Raw genomic sequence first — 23,069 nt, 5'->3', positions numbered from 1 at the left:
GAATTACTTATTAGCGTTATCAACTCTTGTGGCAGTTTTACTAATGATTTTCCATTCGTTTTCTATCTTCTTTAATAGAAATAGATCTATGTAAACCCATTTACGTTCAGGTCCAGCTATTTCCACTTTTGCCGTTGCAATATCTTTGACAATCTCTATGGCAAGTACTTTTCCGTCACGTCCGTTAAATTTACCTTTTTCTCCATTTTTGAAGAATCCAGCATATTCCGTTGGCGTATATCTTTTGAATCCATCTCTTCCTGTGAGATATAGAGTTGCGTCTTCTGTAAATGCGCTTTTCAACATTTCTAATTTGTTATATGAACTTCCATTCATGTAATTTAGAAGCGTTTTTTCTACTTGAGCATGTTCCGTTTGAGCTGTAGAAAGTTGTATCGCGCAAAGCGTAATGAATACTAAAATATACTGTTTCATCTTATTTGATTTAATGATTTGATCAAACTTCTGAAAACAGCTAAAAAATGTAGTGATTGATTATAATTGAAGTGTCCAAGATTATAAATTTGGACAAATTAAGCTATGAGAATTGTTTTTTGAATTCTGCCGGTGTTTTTCCTATTAGTTTCTTGAACGTTGCGTAAAATGTTGATTTTGAACTAAAACCAGCTTCAAACCCAATTGATTCTAAGGTGAATTGATTGTTTTCTTGTAATAATCGTTTCGCTTCTTCTACTCTATATTCATTTATGAACAGCGCAAAGTTTTTTCCAAGATTATCGTTTAATAATTGTGATAATTTATGTGAAGATATGTGTAAAACCTTCGCAATATCATTTAATTTTATATTGGTGTTTTTGTGAAATTGATGAACTTCCATTGCATCTTTTAATGATACAATTAGTTCTTCCTCTTCTGTTTTAGAAATCTTTTTTGCTTGATACTTTTCTGGAATATCTTGAAATATGCTATCACGATTCTTTTTGAATAATAGAAATATTAGTAATGCATAGAATACAATTGAAAATGTAATTGTTCCAACAAAGTAGAGATAGAAATAACCAACTATATACGCAGTAAAAATTAGAATATTTGCTAAAAGTAATACCAATAGCCAAATTTCTGAAGTTGTACATTTTATATTCTTCTGAAATAGTTTCTTTAAAATATCTTTCAAAACATATACAGAAAGCAATAAATAGATTCCCCAAGTTATATATATAAGTAATACAACGGTATGCCAAAAATCAACATTATACATGTATGGTTTTATCGTTCCAACCGTAATAATTATAAGTGCAAGCGCCGAAATATGAAGCTTCCACGAATTAGGAATTGTTTTTTTATTTTCAACAGACGATTTTAGGTAATGAAATAGCGCAACTCCGATTAGAAAACAAGCAGATAAACCTATTTGTAAAATCCAGAGGTTTCGTTCTTCTCGCGGTGTAAAAATTGTATACACTGATTTTCCAATACGAACACATAACAATAGCAGTAACAGTCCAAAAAAGAAGTTTTGCACACGTTTTTGCTTGCTAAAAAATAAAAAATAAATACTTGCTATAAATCCATTGAATACGCCAATTGAGCATAGAAAAAATAGCAACGGATTGTTCATGAAGCTTTGTAATTAGTGAATTCAAATATATAAATATTATGAGTACTTTCAACTTACATGTTTGCAAAAATTGCTTTTGTTTTTTTAATTAAATCTGTAATTTTATTTTCGTTATACGCATCAGCATGTGCATTTCCGTAACTTCCTTTGTCATTGTCAAAGTACTTTCCCGTAACATTTTTATGAACTTCAGAAGTTGCCAATTCACATAAAATATCAGCACCTTTATCAACAGATGACCAATGTGTTCCAAACGCTTCTTTAACCATATTTGTATTTAATAAAGATCCTGGGTTTACAGCAATTACATTTATATTAGTTAACTTTTTTGCAAGATTAAAACTCCACATCGTTAATGCGAGCTTACTTTGCGCATACGCAGCTTGTTCTGTAATTGAAATTTTTCCCGCCAAGGCTTCTAAAGAAATTGGTGCTTGTGCTGCAGAACTTAGGTTAATGATTCTGGAATTTTCAGATTTCTCTAAAAACGGTATTAAAGCATTGGTTAATTCGTACGGAGCAAAATAGTTTACAGCAAAACGCATATCCAAACCATCTGTACTTTTGGATATTTTACTATTGTAAACACCTGCATTATTGATTAATACGTCAATTTTTGGAATTGTATTTGTAATTTCTGTAGCTAAGCCCTTTACAGAAGCAATCGTTGATAAATCTGCTGTAAACCCATTAATTGAGTTGTTATTGGATTCAGATTTTATTTCTGAAATAACTGTTTTTAACTTTTCTGCATTTCTTCCATGTATAAAGATTTCATGTCCATCTTTTGCTAGTTTTAATGCTGCTAGCTTACCAATTCCATCTGTACTTCCTGTAATTAATATTGTCTTTTTCATAAGTTTATGCTGTCGTCTTTATCATGTTTGATTGAAATTCGGGTAAAATTACGTTTGCTAAACGTTCTAATGTTTTTTCAATAGGATTTGAATTGAAACGTAAATTCAACGCTACGTGATTTACACCAATATCTTGTAAATGATGTAAATATTCAAGTAAATACTTCACTCCTATTCTGAATCCAAGATGAATTGGTTGCGGTTTAAAGTTACCATTTTTATGTAAATCTATGTATAATGGTTGTAGAAATGGTTTGTCATGTATTTGCGTTTCTGCTATTAGTTCACGCCATTCTGCAATTCTATATTTTTGTTGCGTAGTATCTCTTGGGTAATACATCCAACCGTCACCGTTGTTAGCATTCCATTGTAATGATTGCTGACTAAACCCTGTAATTAGCATAGGAATTTTATGCGTTTTCGCTTTTGGTAATATGTCCACTTTTCCTTGTAATATACCTACTGAGTTTGATTCATATGTTGGAAAAGTATCTTGTGCGTTTCTAATATATTCAAATGCTTCTCTGAATAATTCTCCACGATTTTCATATGGAATTCTCATTGCTGGATATTCTTCATATCGATCACCTGAAGCGATTCCAAGAATTAATCTTCCGTCAGATAGTTGATCAATTGTAGCCGCTGATTTTGCAACATGTACAGGATGATGCAATGGCAAAGCTATACTTGCAATTCCCAAAGAAATATCCGTTGTTTTAGCAGCTAAATATCCTAAATATGTAAATGGATCATACGTTTGTCCTGCATCACCGAATGATGGAACATGAAAAGGGACATCTCGTAGCCAAATAGCTTTAAAACCTAGTTTTTCTATAAGTTGAACGCGCTCAACATGATTTTCCATTGTTGGAACAGAGTTTTGCGCATAGTTTTCAATTGGAACCACCAACCCTATACTGAGTTTATGCTTCTTAAAAACGTTATTATATCCCTTATTTATTGATTCGAAACCTTTCATATTCAGATCGTAATTAAAATCCTTCTAAAACTATTTTCCCTTTCGATTTTCCAGATTCTAATAATGTATGTGCTTTACGTATATTTTCAGCATTTATGTTTCCAAAATGAGTTCCCACTGTAGTTTTGATCGTTCCTGCATCAATAAGATTTGAAACTTCATTTAAGATATCATGTTGTTTTGTAATATCTTCTGTCTGAAACATCGAACGTGTAAACATAAATTCAATATGCGTAGAAACCGCTTTTGTTTTAAATGGCATCACATTAAATCCGCCTTTGGGATCATCAATAAAGCCAAATTTTCCTTGTGGTTTAATGATTTTTACAATTTCATCTTGATGTTGTCCTGTAGCATTTAGACTCACTATATAATCTGGCTGCTGAAGTTTATATTTCTCAAATTCTTCGCTCAGTTTATTTCTATGATTGATCACATGATCCGCGCCTAATTCGTGCAACCAATTTGTCGTTTCTTCACGTGATGCAGTTCCAATAATAGTTAATTGTGTCAATTGTTTTAGCAATTGCGTCATGATTGAACCAACACCGCCAGCAGCACCAATTACTAAAATACTTTTGCTTGAATTGTTTGTTGCTACTTGCATTCTGTCAAAAAGTAATTCCCAAGCTGTTAAAGATGTCAATGGCAACGCTGCTGCATCACCAAATGATAAACTTGTTGGTTTTTTTCCAACAATACGTTCATCTACCAATTGAAATTCTGCATTGCTTCCTGAACGTGTTAAATCGCCTGCATAATATACTTCATCTCCAACCTTGAACAAACTCGTCTTATCTCCTACTTCTTTGACAATTCCTGCTGCGTCCCAGCCAATCACTTTCCAGTCACCATTTTCAGGCGCTACATTTTGCCTTATTTTATAATCTACTGGATTTACAGAGATCGCTTTTACTTCAACTAGTATATCTTTCCCAGTTGCTGTTGGAGTTTCAAGTGTAATGTCTTGTAACGAATTTTCGTTTTCTATCGATAATGATTCTTTGTATCCTATTGCTTTCATACTATTATCCAATTAGTGTCATTTCATTCAATTCAAAAGATTCCACTGCACCTTCTGTAATTTTCATGTATTCAGCTAAATGATCATTGTTCATATGAATTTGCCATGATTCACGATTTTCCCAGTTTTCAAAGAATAAAAATAGATTTTCGTTTTCATTATCTTGATGTAAATCATAATTGATACAACCTTTTTCAGCTCGTGTGATATCAATTAATTTTAATAATTCTTCTTTTATAAATTCTGATTTCCCTTGTTTTGCTATAATTCTAGCAACAATAGTTAATTGACTCATATATTCTTTTTTTTAGTTTTATAATTTCTTGATACAAAATTAGTTCACTATTCACTGCAACTTTATGTATTCTAAAAGGGTATTTATGTACTTTTAGAGGTTTATTGGTTAAAATTTATGCTTTATATGTCTTTTTTGTATAGTTTTATTCAAAATTTGATTGGATATGCAAGTATTAGATACGTATAAACCTTTTGAAATACAAGAAGTTGAATTGTCAGAATGGAAACAGCGACCTGTAAAGAATAATTTTTTCGAGCTGGTATTAATCAAAAAAGGGCAAGGAACACAATGTATCAATTATAATGAGTATGAATATACTGAAGGAAGTATGTTTTTATTACCGCCTTTAAAATGTCACTCATTTAATATTTCAACACCTTCAAAATTTGTGTTTTTGAAGTTTACAGATTCATTCTTTAAGAATACAAATCGTACTGCTATTGATCGAAATGAATGGTATAAAGAAGCTTCATACATTTTATCAAATTACAACCAATTGCCTGGCGATATTATTAAAAGTGATATTGATCGACAACATATTGACCGATTGATTGCAATGATTTTAGAAGAATCTAGAAATTATGGAGAAGCATCTATTGTTCTAATTAAGAGCTTGATGACGAGTGTTTTAGAGATTTTGATTCGTAATATTAAGAAAAGTAGTTTTTACGAAGTTTCAAAAGATACAACTGACGATAGAATCAATAAAATGTTAATTTATATCAATGAACATATAGACAAACCTGACTATTTAAAAATAGACCATTTAGCCAATGTGTTTTCAATATCATCAACGTATGTAAGTGAATATTTTAGAAAACAAATTCACATGTCTTTACGGGAATACATCATTAAAGCAAAACTGAAATTAGTTGAAATCCGGTTGTTAAACTCAGATTTTACCATTTCAGAAATTGCTGATGATTTAGGTTTTACGGACGCAAGTCATTTATCCAAAACCTTTAAACGTTATATTGGGTCTTCAATTAGAGACTTTAAAATTAAAGGTGAATATGTATTGTTGAAAAAAAGCACATGTTAGCGTTATTTTCAACGACTACGAATACAGACGAATGACTTGAGTACAATAAAAACGTATTACTTTGTTTCAAATAATACGTTGAATTCTATTTTATATGTAAAACTATTCTTTTACTAAAGTTACTTTTACAGCATTCATACCTCTTTGACCTTTTTCAAGTTCGAAAGATACTTTGTCATTTTCTGCAATTTCGTCAATAGTACCACTTACGTGAGTGAAGTATTTTTCATTATTTTCAGCATCAATAATAAATCCGAAACCTTTAGAAGAATCGAAGAAAGAAACCTTTCCTTTACGAACAGGATCTACAACTTCTTTATCACTTTCTAGTGTTTTTGGAATACTTACTTCTATAGATTCAATTTCTATTTCTACTTTCTGAGAAGGATCTGGTGGCGTATCTGTAAGGTTTCCATTGTAATCAACGTATGCAAACTCAATACCTTTTTTACCATTTTCTTTTGCATCGGCTTTTCGTGCAGCCATCTTTTTACGCTTCTCTTCTCTCTTTTTTAATCTTTTTTTTTCTTTTTCTGTTTTGTTAAATGTTTGTTGCGATTTTGCCATTAGAATTTTTAAACTGTTTTTTTAATTTATATTATATATTACAAAGATATACTTCATATGTTATAAGATAAGAAAAAAGATTGAAAAATTATTATTTTTTTATATGAATATGCATATTTAGTGCATAAAAAAAAAGTCTATCATAATTTGATAGACTTTTTATTAAATATAGAAATATATATTTTATAGAACTTTTACGTTTACCGCGTTTAATCCTTTTTTTCCTTCTTGTAGGTCAAATTCAACCTCGTCACCTTCGCGAACTTCATCAATTAATCCTGAAATGTGTACGAAATGTTCTTTACCGCTTCCTTCTTCAGTGATGAATCCAAAACCTTTAGTGTCGTTGAAAAATTTTACTGTTCCTTTACTCATTGTAATGTAATTTAATTTATTTATACTATTTAATGTGGCAAAGATGATACCATTTATTTGATTTAGAGTTATTTAATACATAAATTTTATATTAAATAATTGCAAAAAACACATAACTCACTGTTATACAGCACGTAAGATCCACTAAAAACATGTGAAATTGTTTTGAAACACCAATTTTTATACAAAAAAAGCGTTCAAGTTGAGATAAATACAGTGCTTTCATAAGGGTTTTGGGTACTAAAAAGACAATATTATATCAAGTGAGAGCTTATAATGAATTATAATTTATCAAAATATACCTTTATAATATCACTTTCGGATAGTCTGTATACCCATTTTTTCCTGTTGTATAAAAGGTTTCTGTATCCCAATCAGCTAATTCAATTCCGTGTTCAAAACGTTCTACTAAGTCTGGGTTTGAAATAAAAGGTTTTCCAAATGCTACTAAATCTGCTTCTTTAGCTTCTAGAACAGTATTTCCTTTGTCAAAAGTAAAGTCAGTATTAATCATCAACGTTCCGTTGTATAATGGTCTAAAATGCTTTGCAATTTCTGTAACAGCATGTGGAACTTCAGAAACATCCGAAAATGGTTCGGATAAGTGCACATAAGCCAAGTCGTACTCATTTAGTTTTTTGATTATATATTCAAACGTAGGAATCGTTTCTTTGTCCATAGTAATTCCTGCCATTGCAGAATCTAACGATGGATTGAAACGAACGCCAATTTTCTGTTCTGGCATTGCTTGTTTCATCGCGTCAAGCGTTTCAAAGAAAAATCGAGCATTGTTTTCAATATTCCCGCCATAATTATCTGTTCGTGTATTGGAACAATTTGTGAAAAATTGATGAAATAGATATCCGTTAGATGAATGTACTTCTACTCCATCAAAACCAGCTTCCATTGCGTTTTTTCCAGCATTTACGAAATCTTGAATCGTTCTGTCAATGTCATTCTGTGTCATAGCGCGAGGCGTTACAGTATCTTTAAAACCATCTGGCGTGAAAGATTTCCGATTCGGATTTATAGCTGATGGTGCTACTGGCAACTCACCATTATGAAAATCTGGATGCGAAATTCGTCCAACATGCCATAATTGAATAAATATTTTTCCGCCTTTTGCATGTACACGTTTCGTGATTTTTTTCCAGCCTTCAACTTGTGCTTTTGAGTAAATTCCTGGTGTATGAATATAACCGACAGCTTCTTTGGAAACTTGCGCACCTTCCGTAATGATTAATCCTGCAGAAGCTCTTTGTTCATAGTATAAGCCCTGTAAATCGTCCGTTGGAACATTTCCATCATTGTTTGCTCTACTTCGTGTCATTGGTGCTACAATAACACAATTTTTTAAGGATAAGTTTTTGGAAGTATATGGTTGTAATAAAGGTTTCTTTGTCATGTTTTTAGGTAATTTTATACTTTCTTTTACTGAAATACAGCTTTTACAGGCGTATCAATTTTTAATACAGATTCTTGATCAAATTTTACTTTATATGTATCGATTACATAAGCAATAGCAATACTATCTGAGGTTGTCCCTTTGTTTAAATAAATAATCAATTTTGAATTTTCTGAAACGGTTTCTCCTTTAGGATTTGTCCAAAAACCTTTCGAATTCATTTCTGTATAACCCGAAAACTTTTTACTAAGAATAGTAGTTTTAAATCCTTTCCACTCTTCCTCAGTAACGACTCCATTTTTCTTAGACATCCCAAAGTATAACTCAGTTTTTACATAGTTAGCCTGAAATTTTGTTGCGCTACATGAAAACAGTAAACATACAGCAAAAGAAAGTATAAAAATTCGAATATATTTTGACATGGTAGTTTTGGTTAGTTAATTTTATATGAACACTAAAACTACTAATAATTAAACATATATACTTAATTTCTTTTTAGAATAGATAAACTTTTTTATAGTATAATTTCTTACTTTTAGAATCAACTAATTTCTAACCAAACTATTATAACCCATGAAAGCATATTTTGTAGATAATGTCCCAAAAGATTTAAAAATTATTGATCTTGGTGATCCTTTGTATCATTATGCAAAAGTTATTTCAAACACACGTTTTGGTCATCTTCCAGTTTCTATAGCTTATTGTAAGAATGCGGATCATGTTTTGTATTGTATTAAGGAATGTAAAAAGTACAATATTCCCTTTAGAATTCGTTCTGGCGGACATCAACATGAAGGAATGTGTTCAGCTAACGATGTTATTATTATTGATTTGTCTGAAATAAATGAAATTACGTATGAAAGTGATACTGTGGCTTGGCTTCCAGCAGGAAAACAATTGGGACAAGTATATGCTGAATTAGCTAGAAAAGGAAAAACAATTCCTGGAGGTGGTTGTCAATCTGTAAATGTTGGCGGACTCACACAAGGTGGCGGCTGGGGAGTTTCGGTTCGTAAATTCGGATTAACCTGTGATTCTGTGACTGATATTGAAATTGTATTGGCATCTGGGAAGATAGTAATCGCAAATGCTGATAGCGAATATTCAGATTTATTTAGAGCATTAAAAGGCGGCGGTGGCGGAAATTTTGGAGTCGTAATACGTTTTAAGTTTAATTTAGTTTCTATTCTTCCTGTAACAACAAACTTTGTATTGCGATGGGAGAAACCAAAAGAAATTAAAGATGTGGTTACTAAATGGGCAGAATTACATGCAAAAGAAGACGGAATAAGTGAAGACCTTTCTGCTACTTGTACGATGCTGATTGTAAAATCATCCGATGCAAATAAACCTGAAGTTCACGGACGTATGGCTGGAAAGTTTTACGGTTCAAAAGTTGAATTATTAAAGTTACTTATAGAATATTTTGGCGTTTTAGTGGTCAATAAAATTACTGCTAAAACTTTTACAGAAACACCAAAAGGGTATTCAGATACACCAAAGCAAGAACAAGAGCAATTTCTCATGAAATCTGCAAAATCAGAATCAGTAGCTACAATAACATCATACGCAGCTAATCAACGTGCATTGATTGATTTTATAAACCCAACTGGTACTATTCAATATATTGAGCATGAATCAGAAACCTGTAAAAAACTAGATTTAACAGTATTGCCAGATAAAGGTCCAGAATCAACTTGCGACCGACCGCATCCGCATAAAGTATCTTCTAGTTTTCCAAAAGATGATGTAAATCATAGAGCTTTGGTTGAAGCTATTTACACATATTTAGAAAACTCCTGTTATTATGCTGATGTAAATATGTATATGAGTTTTCATTGTATGGGCGGCGCTGTAAAGAGAAGTACTGGTAATAGTTTTGGGTATTCTCAAAAACCGTATATGTTACAAATACAATGTTGGTGGGACGATGTTAGTAACGCCTTTACAAACGTAGGAAGAAACACTGTTTATGTACAATGGGTAAAAGATTTTAGAGAATCAATTGCTAACTATACAGAAGGTTCTTTTATCAATTTCGTTGATAAAACCTTAGTTCCTGATATTGAGAAAGATGCAAACAGACTCAAATTATTAGAAATTTATTATAATGATAAATTAGATGAGCTACGTAAAGTGAAAACGAAATATGATAAAGATCAATTGTTCAATTTTGAGATGAGTATTCTACCAGAATAAAATCATACGAATAGATATAATAAAAAAAGCTATCATTCATCTATTTGAGTGATAGCTTTTTATGTGAATTTATATATTTTTAAAATAGCTTATTCTTTCCAGCCCCAAGGTGCTGCCGGAGTTTTTACAGCTTTTGTAATATCCATAACCACTTTGAATACGCGATCAGTTCCTAAACGTCTCAGATTGTATGTAAATGTAGATTCGTCAATAGTAATCCACCATACATTTGTGGCTGCACCAGGAATCATTTTTTGTGTTTTTGCATCAGCAGAAAACACCTGAATGTCTGCCTTTCCAGTATTTGTAGTAATTCCACCGTAAAAATTAACTTTATCTTCAGATCCATCTTTATGTCTATGATCATGCTTTAGTGTAATGCGATCATTTTTATATGTTAAAATCCACGTGCGAGATTTATCTTCTCCCACAAAAAAAGGAATCTTCATTTCAGTTTCAGAACATTTTCGAACATGCATTGTCAAGGTTTTTCCACCAAAATCTTTGTCTTCTTTAGGAAGTTCTAAAGTTCCATTATATGCTTTTCCACAATGTGTTTGCAGTGTATTCCAGAATTTTTTTGCTGGAGTTATTTCTTGCGAAAGCGCATTAAAAGAGATAAAACAGGCAATTACTACTATAAATTTTAGTTTAACGATCATAAAATGTGATTAAGGTTTAAAGATAGGTATTTTGATATAACTATCCGTAAACCATTCAATTTTCAATGGTTCGCTTGCGTCTTTATTTGTTTCTGTGCTTACATCTTTTCCTGTTCCGTAATTTAGTTGGGCAAATTGATTTCTATTTACGTCTACTATTACTGCTAATCGACTTCCTTTTTGTAGTTTTTTACTAATCAATCGTGTGTTAGAAAATGGAAACGCAAATAGTTCATTTGGTGTTAAAAGATTTCGAGTCGTTTCATCTTTTGCATAACTTGCACGACCAATAAAACCTGATAAGTGAAGGAATTTTCCATTTGGCAATACTTCAAATAAAGTAACACCAACATCTACATCTTTTTTGTTTATACTAAAGATCAATTCGCCAGAAAATGAACCACTTATGAATGTATTTTCTTCAAATGGTGTTGATATAAATTTATAACCATTTGTTGAATATAGTTCGTTTTCAATGATTGGTTGAGGATATGAATTGTTATTATTACTAGTTTCTCGATCTTTAAAATCAACCGTTTGCGTTAATGATTTGAATTCTTTTTGCTGACTTGTAGCTAATTGTAAATAGTCTCCTTTTTTTGAGCCTGTTAGAAATAGTTTATAATCTTCAGTACTCATCGCATTAATAGAATTCGTCGATTTCCAAGTGTTTGTTCCCATGACTTGGTAATTAACTTTATCTTTTAAAATGCTGGGTTTGGAACCATTCTTTAAGATATAATCAAACCATTCATAGGTTATTTTTAAAGGATTTATCAAACCGTTTTCATCTAATTGATAACCACGCAATTCTTTTTGTCCACCTTTTTGTGATCCAAAATGATCATATGCACCAATGATTAGATAGTTTTCAGCGTTTTTATTGTATTGGTAATGTTGTCTATGGAAATATAAATTAGAACATTGAGAATCATTGTAATACCCGTCAAACGTTAAGATTGGAATATCAATTTTCGCAAATTCTTCTTTGTACGGAATCATATTTTGCCAATATTCATCATAATCAGGATGAGATATCCAGCGTTGAAAGTAAGGATTTGGAGTTCCATCAATACTGTCCATTTTTTTATAAGCACTTCCGCTATTCCACCAGCTAAATTGCATGTTTCTAAAGCGTTGTCTATCATTTTCAGCAACTGTATCTAATGTTTTATTGTTTCCTACATAAAAAGCCCATTCATAGTTCGGATTGATAAATACATTGTTTTCCATTGGCAAACCATTACCAGGTCTATTTGCAGCAGCAGGAACAATCGTTTTTAACGCAGGATGCAATTTTTTAGTCGCTGCCCATTGTGTAAAACCATTGTAACTTCCGCCATACATTCCAACTTTTCCATTACACCATTTTTGCTTGCTAATCCAATCAATAACAGCATACGTATCAGTTGCTTCATGTTCATATGGAATAATTTTATTTGGACTTTTATATTTTCCTCTTGTATATGTTATTATTCCAATATACCCTTTGTCAACAGCTTGTTTCAAAGTGTTTATGTCACGATCTCTCACATAGATTGTGTGTTGTAATATGACAGGTTTAGGGTTTAAATCTTCTTTGTTTTTAACAACAATTCCAGAAATAAAAACATCTTTTTCCGTTTCTATCAATATATCTTCAATTAGATAGTTTCCCTCTGTTTTTGTAGAAGTGATTACTTTTTGTTCATTTTGAGAGTTAGTATTACAAGCTACTACACAAAGCAATAAACATATAAAGAGTTTTTTCATAGTTGATCATGTTTTGATGAAAGACGTGTATTTTTTGGAAGTGTGACAGATTTGTATTTTTTAAATGGAATTCCAAATATCTAAGTATATTTTCCAATCGTCTCCTACTTTTTTCCAAACGATGACATATTTGCCTTCCCATGAACTTTTATCTCCATTTGTTTGCACAGTTGTTCCTTCATAATAACCATGATCATAGGCTGTATCTTCTACAATGGTAATTTCAGAAGGTGTAATTTTATGACCTGTAGTTTGTACGCCTTCTGGCAATACCCAATATTTTACAATACTATCTCTCCCTGAAATGATTTTTCCTCGTTGTGGAAATATTTTAGCATCTTTTGTATATGAAGCGCCGATCATCTCGTAGTTGGAACTATTTACATAGCTTGAAAAATTCTTTATATTTTGACGTATTTGTTCAATATCTTTTTGAGGGTCAATAGTTTCTTGTTTAGCACATTGAGCCAATGTAAACGTTACAAGTATTAGTGTTATTAGTTTTTTCATGATTATGATTTATTTTTTCTATGATATATTTTATTCACAACAATCCAATTTCCATCAATTTTAAGCAAACTCATATGGTCAATAAAGAAAAACGTTGGATATTCTATTTCCAGTTTTGCCATCGCAGTGTTTCCTTCAATACTAATACTTTGAATGCTTGTTTTACGATTTTGTTTTGGACCTGGCTTTATAACTCTTTTGAAAAATGCTAATGCATTTACTTCTTTATAACCGTCTTTTGTAACGAATTTCATCATTGCTTTTTCATGAAATGCTTTTTTTACGGTTTCAAAATCGTTATTTGTGCCACCATCCAAATAATAAGAGACTGTTGTTGCAATATCTTTATAATCTGAGTTTTGTGCAAAACTAATTGTGATTGTACTTACTAATAAAACGAATGTTGCGATTGCTTTTTTCATGTTTAGTTGTTTTTTAATTTATTGATTTGATATATTTTTGAGTGTTTCTATAACTTTTTTAGCAACTGTTGCCGAAGCTGACGGATCTTGTCCTGTGATTAATCGTCCATCAATAGCAACAAAATTATCCCAACCAGCTTCTGAATATTGAAAATTTCCACCATTTTCCGTTATTTTTTCTTGAATTGAAAATGGAAAGGTTTGAAAGTATGAAGCCTTTTTATTCTCAAACTTATCTGGGAAACCACTTATTTTCTTTCCTGTGTAGATATAGTTTCCTTTCGAAGTCTTTAAATTAGCTATTCCAGCAGTTCCATGACAAACGGTAGATATTACACCATTATTTTGATATATTTTTTTAGATATATTTTGAATAGAAATGTTTTCAGGAACTCCAAACATAGCGGCTCCGCCTCCACTATAATAAACAGCTTTATAGTTTGAAGCATTAATTTGCGAGGGCTTTTTGGTATTTTTAAGAAGCTTCATAAATGCTGCATCATTCAAATATTTTTGTTGCAATTTATCAGACTTCTTTAAATAACCAATTGGGATTTCTCCGCCTTTCGGACTCACAAAATCTACATTGTAACCAGCTTTTACAAACTCTTCGTATGCATACACAATTTCAGAAAAATGATTCGCAGTTTTCTTTTCCGTATTTCCATACGTTTTTTGGTTAGATGTAACAAATAAGATTTTCCCGTTACTTGTTTTTTGAGTTGCAGAACTATTTATAAAGCTAAAAAATGATAGTAATAGTAAGAATGTGATTCGCATAAGTATTTTTGTTTTACTCAAATAAACACATCTTCCTTTAGATAAAGATTCAAATTGATAATCTAGTAGTTCGGATTTATAGAATTGAACAAACTTGTAGAAAAACTCACGAATTACTCTTTTTGTAAGTTGCTGGAGTTGTACTTGTTATATTCTTAAACGCTGTGAAAAAGGTAGATTTCGAATTAAAACCACATTCATAGCCAATAGCTTCTATTGTAAATTCTTTTTTAGTGATTAAAAGTTGTTTTGCTTCTTCAATTCGGTATTCATTGATATAAGATGAAAAACTTTTCCCTAGATTATCATTTAAATATTGTGATAAATTGTGTGCAGAAATTTTTAATTGAGAAGCGACATCTTGTAATTTCAAATCAGGGTTTTTGAATTGTTTTTCATCTTCAAAAAGCACTTTTAATTGTGTTTGAATTGTAGCTGCCTTTTCGTTGGCAATCCTCTTATTTTTATATTTAATATCGTCTTCAAAGAATAATGTGTTTTTCTTTCGTTTAAAAATCCAAAACAATACTAATAGATAAAATACAAATGAAAACGAAATTGATCCTACAATATATGATGTAAACGAACCAATCATGTAACCTGTCCAAATTAATAAAACACCAATAAAAATACTGGTTACCCAAACTTCCAATTGTGTAGTTTTATGATTTTTAACAACTAATTTTTTAAACACAGGAACTAATAGAATTCCAGCAAGTACTATATATACAAACCATTGTACATAGATTATTTTGACAATAGTGCCCGACCACATTTTTTTATGAACCCAATATGGATACATAATTCCTAGAATTATGACTAATAAAGCCGCAGGAAGCACATGAAATAACCAATTAAAACCTTTGCTGTCAGAGCGAACTGCTTTCACATAGAGATATAAAAAAGGACCAATTAATACGCAAGCAGACAAACCTATTTGTATAAATATTTGTGATAAGTTCGGGTTAAAATAAAAAAATACAGATTTAATAATTCGGACACTTAATACAAACAACAATGCAGATAGAAAGTAGTTTGCTTTTGTTTTTTTAGATACAAAAGCAAAATAAAAACTCAAAAATAAACCATTGAGTCCGCCTAAAGCGCTAAAAAGAAATATAGCTTGTTGTTTGAGCTCCATTCTCAATTAAATCATATCAATTATTAATTTACCAAATCTCCAATATATAAGTTTAAATACGTCACATTAGTCGCCACATTTTTTCGAATCAAATATGGTATGCCATTTTGCATAAAAGCATCAAGAGGTTCGTTTAAACCACTCGAAACGCCTGGTTTTTCCATCTGACTCCACGTTTGAGATGCTAAGTTGAATTTCCAAATTTGATCAGTAACAAAGTGCAATTCATTATTGAATTCATACACTGTTCCGTATTTTTTCGGGTATGGATTGTTTGCTAATTGTTCCCATTGATACGTATTAAGGTTCATACGCCAAAAATCATTGTATTGACTTCCATTTGCGCCATTAGCGATATAGACATAATTTCCAGCAACAATTGGACTGATATACACATTTCTTAGTTGTGAAATATCATATGGCAACGTACTTACTATTTGCCATGTTTCGTTTGTAATGTCGTATGCCCAAACATCTGAATTGGTTGGAGTTGTATAATATATCTTGTTTTGATGCGCAAAACCTTTCCCATAATATGCATTAGAGCTATTTGGCGTTAGCAAAGTTACGTTTCCTGTAGTAACATCAATTTTAATGAAATTATCAGTAAAACCATCTACTTTTAAACCATATACCGTATTACTTCCTTCTTTTGAAACATATGATACATCGTTATAGGCAAAAACATGAGGACTTCCATTATCATTTACTAATGCTTGATTTTCCCAAGTTCTAGAAACATCGTTGTATGTATAAATATATTTTCTTGAATCTGTATGTGCAATATCACCAATAACTAATGCTTGATTGTTTACCGTTAATAAATCATACCTCGCAAATGGAAAGTTATTGTTGTAACCATCTTTTATTTTATAGAATGGATTGCTTATGGTAATCGGTTGTGGCGAAACTACTTCTATATCATTGATAAGCCATTTGATTTGTTGTTCTCTTTGTTCGAAAACCGCAGTACTATTGATATGAAAGCGTAAAGTAGTATCGTCTATTATAGTTGGATAATATTCTCTATCACCAATCATAAAATGATTTTGATTTGCATATGTAGCATCTACAGTAATATCAAAAGTTTCATCCATGAATACCATGCTTGGAACGTTGACATATTGTGGAACTTTAAGATTGAAGTTCATGTAATATGCATTTTGATTTTGAGCATTTACTGTGATTAGCGTGTTGGAATAGTTTACATCTTCAGGAATAATGACTTGAATTTCATTTCTTGAAGTACTAATTATTTGCGCGTCAAAACCACCAATAATAACACTTGTATTGTTAATGTTTGTAGCAAAATGATCCCCAGTAATACTTATTGTTTCGCCAAAAAAAGCAGTTGTTGGATTTGTTCCTGTAATGATTGGTTGATATAATGATAATAGTCCATTTTGAACAACTTGTCGATGATACGCATCGATTTCAAGTATTCTTGAATTTCCATCTGGTTTCGGAACTATAAATGTTAATTCATCTTCTGTAATTGATACAACCTGAGCATATCTGCCTCCAAATTTAAGACCTACATCGTTAATGTCTGTTGGGAAATTTTCTCCTTGCAATGTTACTGTATCACCAATATGCGCAATATTTGGAGTACATTGTAATAATATTGGCGTTGCACTTCCTGTTGAAATAAAACTTAAACGTTCACCTCTATACGTAGCTTCTTCAGTTCTAATATATGCTGTATAAAAGTATTCTAAATCAGGATATAGTTCTTGTGTAATTTCTAAAAAGAATTGCCCTTGTATAGCTGGCAATTCCATGTGATGATTTACATTGTAATGAACATTATTTCCACTTGCAAATAATTCAAAACCATATTCTAAGATTTCGGAAGTTCCAACATTGATAAGGTTTCCTTCTAGTTTCACACCACCTGTAGAATACACCTGAGAATTTACAGTTTCAATTATTGGAAGTGGATTTACATCTTCATCATCTTGACAAGAAATTAATGCGCATATAAGTAGAAAAGGAAGTATTATTTTTTTAATCATTGCAAAGTTCTATTTGTACAACAATATTACTTAAAATTATTGAATTGATATTAGCTATTAAAACTTTGCTTCAACTATTATTTTACCGATTTTATTTAGTGATTATTGAAAGATGATATTTACTCTTCAATTTGATCTTCTTCTGTTAATTCTAGCGCTTTTACCGATTGAACTGCATTTCCTGCAATTCCTTTTATAGAAGCGTGCATATCAATTGTATTGTCAATTACTTTATCGATTTGTTTTTCACGTTCTTTCCAAATACGTTGCATAGCTCTTTTTTCTTTATCTAAAGCTGACTTCATAGAACTAAAACCTTCTACAATAGCTTCAACTTGCATACGAAATGTATTCCCTGTTAAAAACGTATACAAAAGTTCCATCTTATCACCTTTATTTTCCTGTGAACTAATTGCAGTATTTAACTTAATGATTGACTCTCTTAAAACCGAACAAAGACCTTTAAATTCTTTATAACTACAAATCCAGATTCCATCTCTTAATCCCATCCTTTCCATATTAGATGGCATAACCTCTGTAACTAATACACCTATATCAGCACCTTTTTCACGAATATCTGCTTTAAATTTTTCTATCCAAGAAGGTTGAAAATCTTTTGTTCTTTTACTTTCATAGTAAATTGTTCCGCAATTTTGATTGGTACGCGTATTTACTATTTGTATACAATCTCCACCTCTAGCTCCTTTTTTGATTTCTTCAATTGTATCTAACGGAAATTTTGTGGCTAGCCATTCTTCTATAGCTAACTCTTGAACTTCTCCTTGCAATTGCGTTGAGCCTTGCTCTTGCTTTCGCTTCATTTCTTCTGTTAACTTTTTCTGATCTTCTAATTGTTTTTGCATTTCTTTGAAACGCAATTCATTTTTCTCTTCTTCCGATTTCTTAATCTTCTCTTTTTCGCCAATAAGAATTTCATTCAGTTTTTTTTGTGCTTCTGCTTCCGCAGCTTCTTTTAATTCTCCTTTCTCACGTTTTAGCTTTTCAATTTCTGCTTTCGAACGATTTAGCTCTTTAACTTGCTCAGATTTTTCATTTAATTCATTTTGCAAAGCATCAAATTGTTCTGATTGTTCTTCTTTTAGCTTTAGTTTTAATTTAGATTCTATTTCTTTTTTATCTTCTTTCAGCTGTTTTTCTAAACGTTCTTGAAAAAGTTCTTTTTCTTTCTTTTTATTGTGCTCAAAGTCAATTTTTTCTTGAGTTAACTTTGCTTGTTCAGTTTCGTATTTCTTCTTCTCTAATGCAATTTCTGATTGATATTTTTGTTTGATTTCTTCTTCTAGTTGATGCGCCAAAATATCTTGAACATCAATTGAAGTTCCACAGTTTGGACACTTAATTTGTGTTTCATTATTCATATCAATTATTTTTACAATGTTATTTCCGCTACATCTCTTGGTGGAGATGGATTCTCAAAACTTCTTATGTTATTTATAGCTCTTATAGTTTTATTAAATTCAACAATGAAGCCTTGTACATCTAAGGGTGTTCTAACTTCTAGAGAAGGCTCGTGTATAGTTGATTCACCAGAAATCTTATTATGTACATCCATTAATATATCGTAGTCATTTATATGAACTTTTCTAAACCCTCTCCATTCTTTTATTAAATCATTGTTCTTATATACTTGCCTTTTTATATCATTCATTACATATCTCTCAAAGAAATTATTAATAGAAGTTCTCAAATGTTTATCTGCTTCTCTAATATCTCCGTTTAATAAATTTCTTCTTAAAACTTCTATTCTCTGTTCCCAATCTAAAGTTAGAAACATAACATCTTCAACAACTTGTCCAGGCTTTAAAATATGTTCTATCATATAATATTTCCCACACTTGTGAGTAACATTTGTAGTTGTATTTAAACCTGTACATTGGTTACTTTCAGTATCACTTTTACATAACTCACATTTCCCTCTTTTAAGAGAAGAACCTCCTAAAGATTTTTGTATTAATCTATGATAAAACTCAAAATGATGAGTGAAAACAATAACCTGATAAGTTTTACTTAGAGTAATAATTTTATCTACCACTTTATAAATATTTACTTGATCCAAGCTATTTACTGGATCATCAAAAACTAGAATTTTGTTATCATCATACTCTAATTCAGTTAACCAATCACAAAAAGAATAAACTTTCGCTTCTCCTTCACTGAGTATTTCCGAAACTTCAAATGTATTATTATCAACTTGAATTTTTGCTTCAACTTTACTTTGTCCACTTGGGTTAGAAAATGGTCTTTTAAATCGTTCTCTTCTCGGTAGCTCAAAAAAATCTAAATTTGAGTTAAACGTTTCTAGATAATTTTGTCTAATTAACTCTGTTTCTACTCTTCCTTTATCTCGAGATATTTTAGATTTGATATTAGTAAAATTATTGCTGACTAGATTAAACTTTGAAGACTCACTAAGTAATGTCAAAAGACTCAACAATAAAGTTTTCTGACTAACGCAAAATTCTATATCCTCAAGAGAATTTAATTCTTCAAGAGCCTTCTTTTTGTTTTGCTCAATATCAAGGAGTTGTTTTTCTAATTGATTAATCTCAATCTGAATAATTTTTTCTTCGGACTGTGCTATATAGAATAAACAATCATTATTTGTCCAAGCCGAGTCAATTGATGAAATAGTATCCTTTAACTCTTTTATTTCTACTTCAATCTTTGATAAAATAGAGCAGTCAAAAGCTTGCTTGTGTAATTTACTCAATTCAATTTTTTCGTTACTTAGACATTCGTAAATATCACCTACATATTTGTATTCATAAATGGGAGTTACTTTTTCTATTACAGCATTTATCCGCTTTCTATAAGCTTCTAATATATTCTCTAATTTATCTATTTCTGAGTTTATCTCATTGTCAATTAAAGAGTGGATTTCCTTAATTAAGGATTTGTTTGTTTCAGGTAAATTCTGGTTGCAATAAAAACATTTATCTACTTCTTCTGGATAGTTTTCATATCCAAAGACTAAGGCCGTTTCTGTTATTTTTTTGAATAATTCAATAAATGCTTGATTACTTTTATTAGGCTCAAAAATCAATTGATACTGTTCTAGTTTAGAAAAATCTAGGCTGTTTTTTAGTTTTTTAATCCTCTCAACTTTATTTTTAATTTCATTTAATTCACTACATATATGAGTTTTTTCAGCAGTAATACTTTGAATATTTTTTAGTATTACTTGTTTAGCTTTTTGTGCTTGTATTTTATCAGTTAATTCTTTTACTGATATTGTTGTTCTTTTTTGAATATCAACTTTTTTATCTGCATGTCCATCTTCAAGTATATAATTTGAAAATAAAATAAAACTACTTTTTAATACTTGCGCATTTGTTAAATTATTTTGGATGATTTTTTTAACACCTTCGTCCTTATCCGATTTCAAACCATTTAATAAAGATTGTAGGTTTGCATTATAATTTCTATTGATTTCTGCGATTTTCGAAGCCACTTTTATTGAGACTTTATCAACTGCCTCTCTTAACAAATCATAATATCCTAACTTATATCGATCTATACTCCAGCCAGTGTCTTTTTTGTGAAGTGAACTATCTAAAATTTCTCTATCACAAAACTTTAAAGTAGAATTTATTTGATTACCTACATCCCAATTAAATGTTTGTAATTCTGAACCAGGAAAATTAGTTGAAATACCTTTTTTTTGGAATGCTAAATGTTTTTCTTTTTTGACAAAATCAAATTTCGCTGAAATTGGATTAGTTGAAGGAGTGTAAATATTTCCTTTTATTTTTTGCGGTTTATAGAAAGCATCCTTTAACGCTTTGAAAAAACTGGTTTTTCCACTTCCATTTTTCCCATAAATGATAGTTAATTCAGGACTAAATACGATTTCTTTCCCATCATATAAGCCTTCAAGGTTGACATTATCATAAAACCTATACAATGATTGCGTGTTCTCAACAGAAGATGTTGAAGTTATTTGATATAAAAAATCACTTAATGTGTTTGTAGAATTAACTTTTTCAAACGCAGTTTGGATATCTTCATTATTAACAATTCCATTTTGACAAAGTTTATTTTTTAATTCTGTTATCCATTCAATTTGATCAAATGATAATCTTGATAAGTGATAAATTGCATTACCCATTATATTAAATTGTTAGATTTTTTATGAAACAAATCTACCTACTGCCATATTCATTTCCTTACGGAATCCCGTAAACCAACAACAAAAAATCTCCAAATTTCCACATTCCAAAAAATCCCATAACTTTACATTTTTTATTACAATCAATGCAACAAGAATACATTTTCGTTTTAATATTTTCACTACTCCTATTTCGTGTGGTAGTAATTATATTTCATGAGTTTGGTCATGCGTTTGCATCCTTGCTGAATTCTGGTGGAGATGTGAGCGTGTATATTGGTTCGCATGGAAATCCTGAGAAATCATTTCGGTTTAAAATCAAACGTTTGGAATGTTTTATTAAATACAATATTTTTAAATGGAGTGGCGGATTGTGTATTTCACATGGAAAAGGTATTTCATGGAAAGGCCGTTTTTTAATTAGTCTTTTTGGGCCAATAACTACGCTTCTATTAGGAATAATTTCGATTGCATTTTTACAATTTATTCAAAATGATTTACTTTTTGTAATACTTTCTGCTTTTGCTTTTTCATGCATTTTTGATTTTATCTACAATATCACTCCAAAAAACACACAAATACAATTGCATGATGGAACATTCACAAATAATGACGGAAAGCAGTTAGTGCATCTTTGGAATATTAGAAAAGCATATGATATATATAATAAAGCATCTAAGCATTATACTGAGAAAGAATATGCAGAAGCGGGAGAATTATTTGAAAAATGTATTGATTCCGTTTCAAAAGATAGAGAGATTTATAGGTTAGCGATATCTTCTCATTTAATGGCAAAAGAAATTAATAAAGCTTTTGATTTAGAAAAACGTTATTCTCAAAAATATAACAAATATGATCATTTTGATTTTACGAATTCTGGTGTGATTGAAGTTTATAAAGGAAATTATGCCAAGGCATTAAATTTGTTTGAAAAAGCATTAGAACTTGATGACGAACAAATTGTTTATTTAAATAATGTTGGACATGCCTTAGGAGTTTTAAACAGACATGAAGAAGCAATTGTGTATTTGGACAAAGCAATTTTATTAGACAAAAATTTCACGTATGCATTAGATAATCGTGGGTATTCTAAAATTATGCTTGGGCAACTTGATGAAGGTTATGCAGATCTTCAAAAGTCACTTGAAATAGATGACCAAAGTAGTTATGTACTTCGTAATTTAGGCGTGTACCACTTTCAGAAGAATGAATATTATAAAGCACTCGATTTCTATAAAAAAGCTTTTGAGTTAGATTCAAAAACACTTCAAATTCAAGACTTTATTGATGAAGTAAAGCAATACATATGATTATAGTTCGCATCAATAATGAT

At 30.7% G+C, this 23,069-nt stretch carries 22 protein-coding genes; 3 read left to right on the top strand and 19 right to left on the bottom strand.

The window, feature by feature from the left end; all coding sequences use genetic code 11:
- Positions 1-3: 3 nt before the first annotated feature.
- The 6 genes from ACUUYC_RS19080 to ACUUYC_RS19055 form a co-directional block, all read right to left on the bottom strand.
- Complete coding sequence (locus ACUUYC_RS19080; RefSeq protein WP_474268366.1) at positions 4-435, bottom strand: nuclear transport factor 2 family protein; 432 nt, start codon at positions 433-435, stop codon at positions 4-6.
- Between the two features lie 103 nt (positions 436-538).
- On the bottom strand, positions 539-1,579 hold the full coding sequence (locus tag ACUUYC_RS19075) for a helix-turn-helix domain-containing protein (protein ID WP_474268365.1): 1,041 nt from the start codon (positions 1,577-1,579) through the stop codon (positions 539-541).
- Positions 1,580-1,632: 53 nt separating this feature from the next.
- On the bottom strand, positions 1,633-2,436 hold the full coding sequence (locus ACUUYC_RS19070) for an SDR family NAD(P)-dependent oxidoreductase (protein ID WP_474268364.1): 804 nt from the start codon (positions 2,434-2,436) through the stop codon (positions 1,633-1,635).
- Between the two features lie 4 nt (positions 2,437-2,440).
- Positions 2,441-3,415: an LLM class oxidoreductase gene (locus ACUUYC_RS19065; protein ID WP_474268362.1), complete on the bottom strand. Its 975-nt coding sequence runs from the start codon at positions 3,413-3,415 to the stop codon at positions 2,441-2,443.
- A 13-nt stretch (positions 3,416-3,428) separates the two neighbouring features.
- Positions 3,429-4,439 (bottom strand): zinc-binding alcohol dehydrogenase family protein, encoded by a 1,011-nt coding sequence (locus ACUUYC_RS19060; protein WP_474268360.1) that lies wholly within the window; start codon positions 4,437-4,439, stop codon positions 3,429-3,431.
- Positions 4,440-4,443: 4 nt separating this feature from the next.
- Positions 4,444-4,734 (bottom strand): putative quinol monooxygenase, encoded by a 291-nt coding sequence (locus tag ACUUYC_RS19055; protein ID WP_474268359.1) that lies wholly within the window; start codon positions 4,732-4,734, stop codon positions 4,444-4,446.
- Positions 4,735-4,900: 166 nt separating this feature from the next.
- On the opposite strand from ACUUYC_RS19055, the gene ACUUYC_RS19050 reads away from it, so the two are divergent.
- A complete protein-coding gene (locus ACUUYC_RS19050; protein ID WP_474268356.1) occupies positions 4,901-5,779 on the top strand; it encodes an AraC family transcriptional regulator in 879 nt (292 codons plus the stop codon).
- Between the two features lie 102 nt (positions 5,780-5,881).
- On the opposite strand, the gene ACUUYC_RS19045 is transcribed toward ACUUYC_RS19050, so the two are convergent.
- The 4 genes from ACUUYC_RS19045 to ACUUYC_RS19030 form a co-directional block, all read right to left on the bottom strand.
- On the bottom strand, positions 5,882-6,346 hold the full coding sequence (locus ACUUYC_RS19045) for a cold-shock protein (RefSeq protein WP_474268354.1): 465 nt from the start codon (positions 6,344-6,346) through the stop codon (positions 5,882-5,884).
- A 183-nt stretch (positions 6,347-6,529) separates the two neighbouring features.
- Positions 6,530-6,721: a cold-shock protein gene (locus ACUUYC_RS19040; protein WP_474268352.1), complete on the bottom strand. Its 192-nt coding sequence runs from the start codon at positions 6,719-6,721 to the stop codon at positions 6,530-6,532.
- A 304-nt stretch (positions 6,722-7,025) separates the two neighbouring features.
- Positions 7,026-8,126 carry an alkene reductase gene (locus tag ACUUYC_RS19035; protein ID WP_474268351.1) on the bottom strand — a complete coding sequence of 367 codons (1,101 nt, stop codon included), beginning with the start codon at positions 8,124-8,126 and terminating at the stop codon, positions 7,026-7,028.
- 26 nt (positions 8,127-8,152) lie between these two features.
- A complete protein-coding gene (locus ACUUYC_RS19030; protein WP_474268350.1) occupies positions 8,153-8,548 on the bottom strand; it encodes a DUF3574 domain-containing protein in 396 nt (131 codons plus the stop codon).
- Positions 8,549-8,699: 151 nt separating this feature from the next.
- Between ACUUYC_RS19030 and ACUUYC_RS19025 the strand changes: the two genes are divergently transcribed.
- The gene (locus ACUUYC_RS19025; RefSeq protein ID WP_474268348.1) at positions 8,700-10,325 is read left to right on the top strand and encodes an FAD-binding oxidoreductase; all 1,626 of its coding nucleotides are present in this window, start codon (positions 8,700-8,702) and stop codon (positions 10,323-10,325) included.
- Positions 10,326-10,414: 89 nt separating this feature from the next.
- Here ACUUYC_RS19025 and ACUUYC_RS19020 read toward each other — a convergent pair whose 3' ends face one another.
- The 9 genes from ACUUYC_RS19020 to ACUUYC_RS18980 form a co-directional block, all read right to left on the bottom strand.
- Positions 10,415-10,987 carry a hypothetical protein gene (locus tag ACUUYC_RS19020; RefSeq protein WP_474268346.1) on the bottom strand — a complete coding sequence of 191 codons (573 nt, stop codon included), beginning with the start codon at positions 10,985-10,987 and terminating at the stop codon, positions 10,415-10,417.
- Between the two features lie 9 nt (positions 10,988-10,996).
- Positions 10,997-12,739, bottom strand: a complete 1,743-nt coding sequence (locus tag ACUUYC_RS19015) for a CocE/NonD family hydrolase (RefSeq protein ID WP_474268343.1) — start codon at positions 12,737-12,739, stop codon at positions 10,997-10,999.
- Positions 12,740-12,799: 60 nt separating this feature from the next.
- Positions 12,800-13,249 (bottom strand): YybH family protein, encoded by a 450-nt coding sequence (locus ACUUYC_RS19010; RefSeq protein WP_474268341.1) that lies wholly within the window; start codon positions 13,247-13,249, stop codon positions 12,800-12,802.
- Positions 13,250-13,251: 2 nt separating this feature from the next.
- Positions 13,252-13,671, bottom strand: coding sequence for a nuclear transport factor 2 family protein (locus tag ACUUYC_RS19005; protein ID WP_474268339.1), 420 nt, complete (start codon positions 13,669-13,671; stop codon positions 13,252-13,254).
- A gap of 18 nt (positions 13,672-13,689) precedes the next feature.
- Complete coding sequence (locus ACUUYC_RS19000; protein ID WP_474268338.1) at positions 13,690-14,451, bottom strand: type 1 glutamine amidotransferase domain-containing protein; 762 nt, start codon at positions 14,449-14,451, stop codon at positions 13,690-13,692.
- 106 nt (positions 14,452-14,557) lie between these two features.
- Positions 14,558-15,592 (bottom strand): helix-turn-helix domain-containing protein, encoded by a 1,035-nt coding sequence (locus ACUUYC_RS18995; protein WP_474268337.1) that lies wholly within the window; start codon positions 15,590-15,592, stop codon positions 14,558-14,560.
- 23 nt (positions 15,593-15,615) lie between these two features.
- On the bottom strand, positions 15,616-17,607 hold the full coding sequence (locus ACUUYC_RS18990) for an IPT/TIG domain-containing protein (RefSeq protein WP_474268335.1): 1,992 nt from the start codon (positions 17,605-17,607) through the stop codon (positions 15,616-15,618).
- Between the two features lie 119 nt (positions 17,608-17,726).
- Positions 17,727-18,986 carry a DUF2130 domain-containing protein gene (locus ACUUYC_RS18985; RefSeq protein ID WP_474268333.1) on the bottom strand — a complete coding sequence of 420 codons (1,260 nt, stop codon included), beginning with the start codon at positions 18,984-18,986 and terminating at the stop codon, positions 17,727-17,729.
- A gap of 11 nt (positions 18,987-18,997) precedes the next feature.
- Positions 18,998-21,736, bottom strand: coding sequence for an AAA family ATPase (locus ACUUYC_RS18980; protein ID WP_474268332.1), 2,739 nt, complete (start codon positions 21,734-21,736; stop codon positions 18,998-19,000).
- A 146-nt stretch (positions 21,737-21,882) separates the two neighbouring features.
- On the opposite strand from ACUUYC_RS18980, the gene ACUUYC_RS18975 reads away from it, so the two are divergent.
- Positions 21,883-23,046, top strand: coding sequence for a M50 family metallopeptidase (locus tag ACUUYC_RS18975; RefSeq protein WP_474268331.1), 1,164 nt, complete (start codon positions 21,883-21,885; stop codon positions 23,044-23,046).
- Positions 23,047-23,069: the final 23 nt, after the last annotated feature.

Source organism: Kordia sp. E (assembly GCF_056033805.1).
The sequence above is the reverse complement of the archived record's forward strand: the minus strand, read 5'-3'. Positions and strand labels throughout refer to the sequence as shown.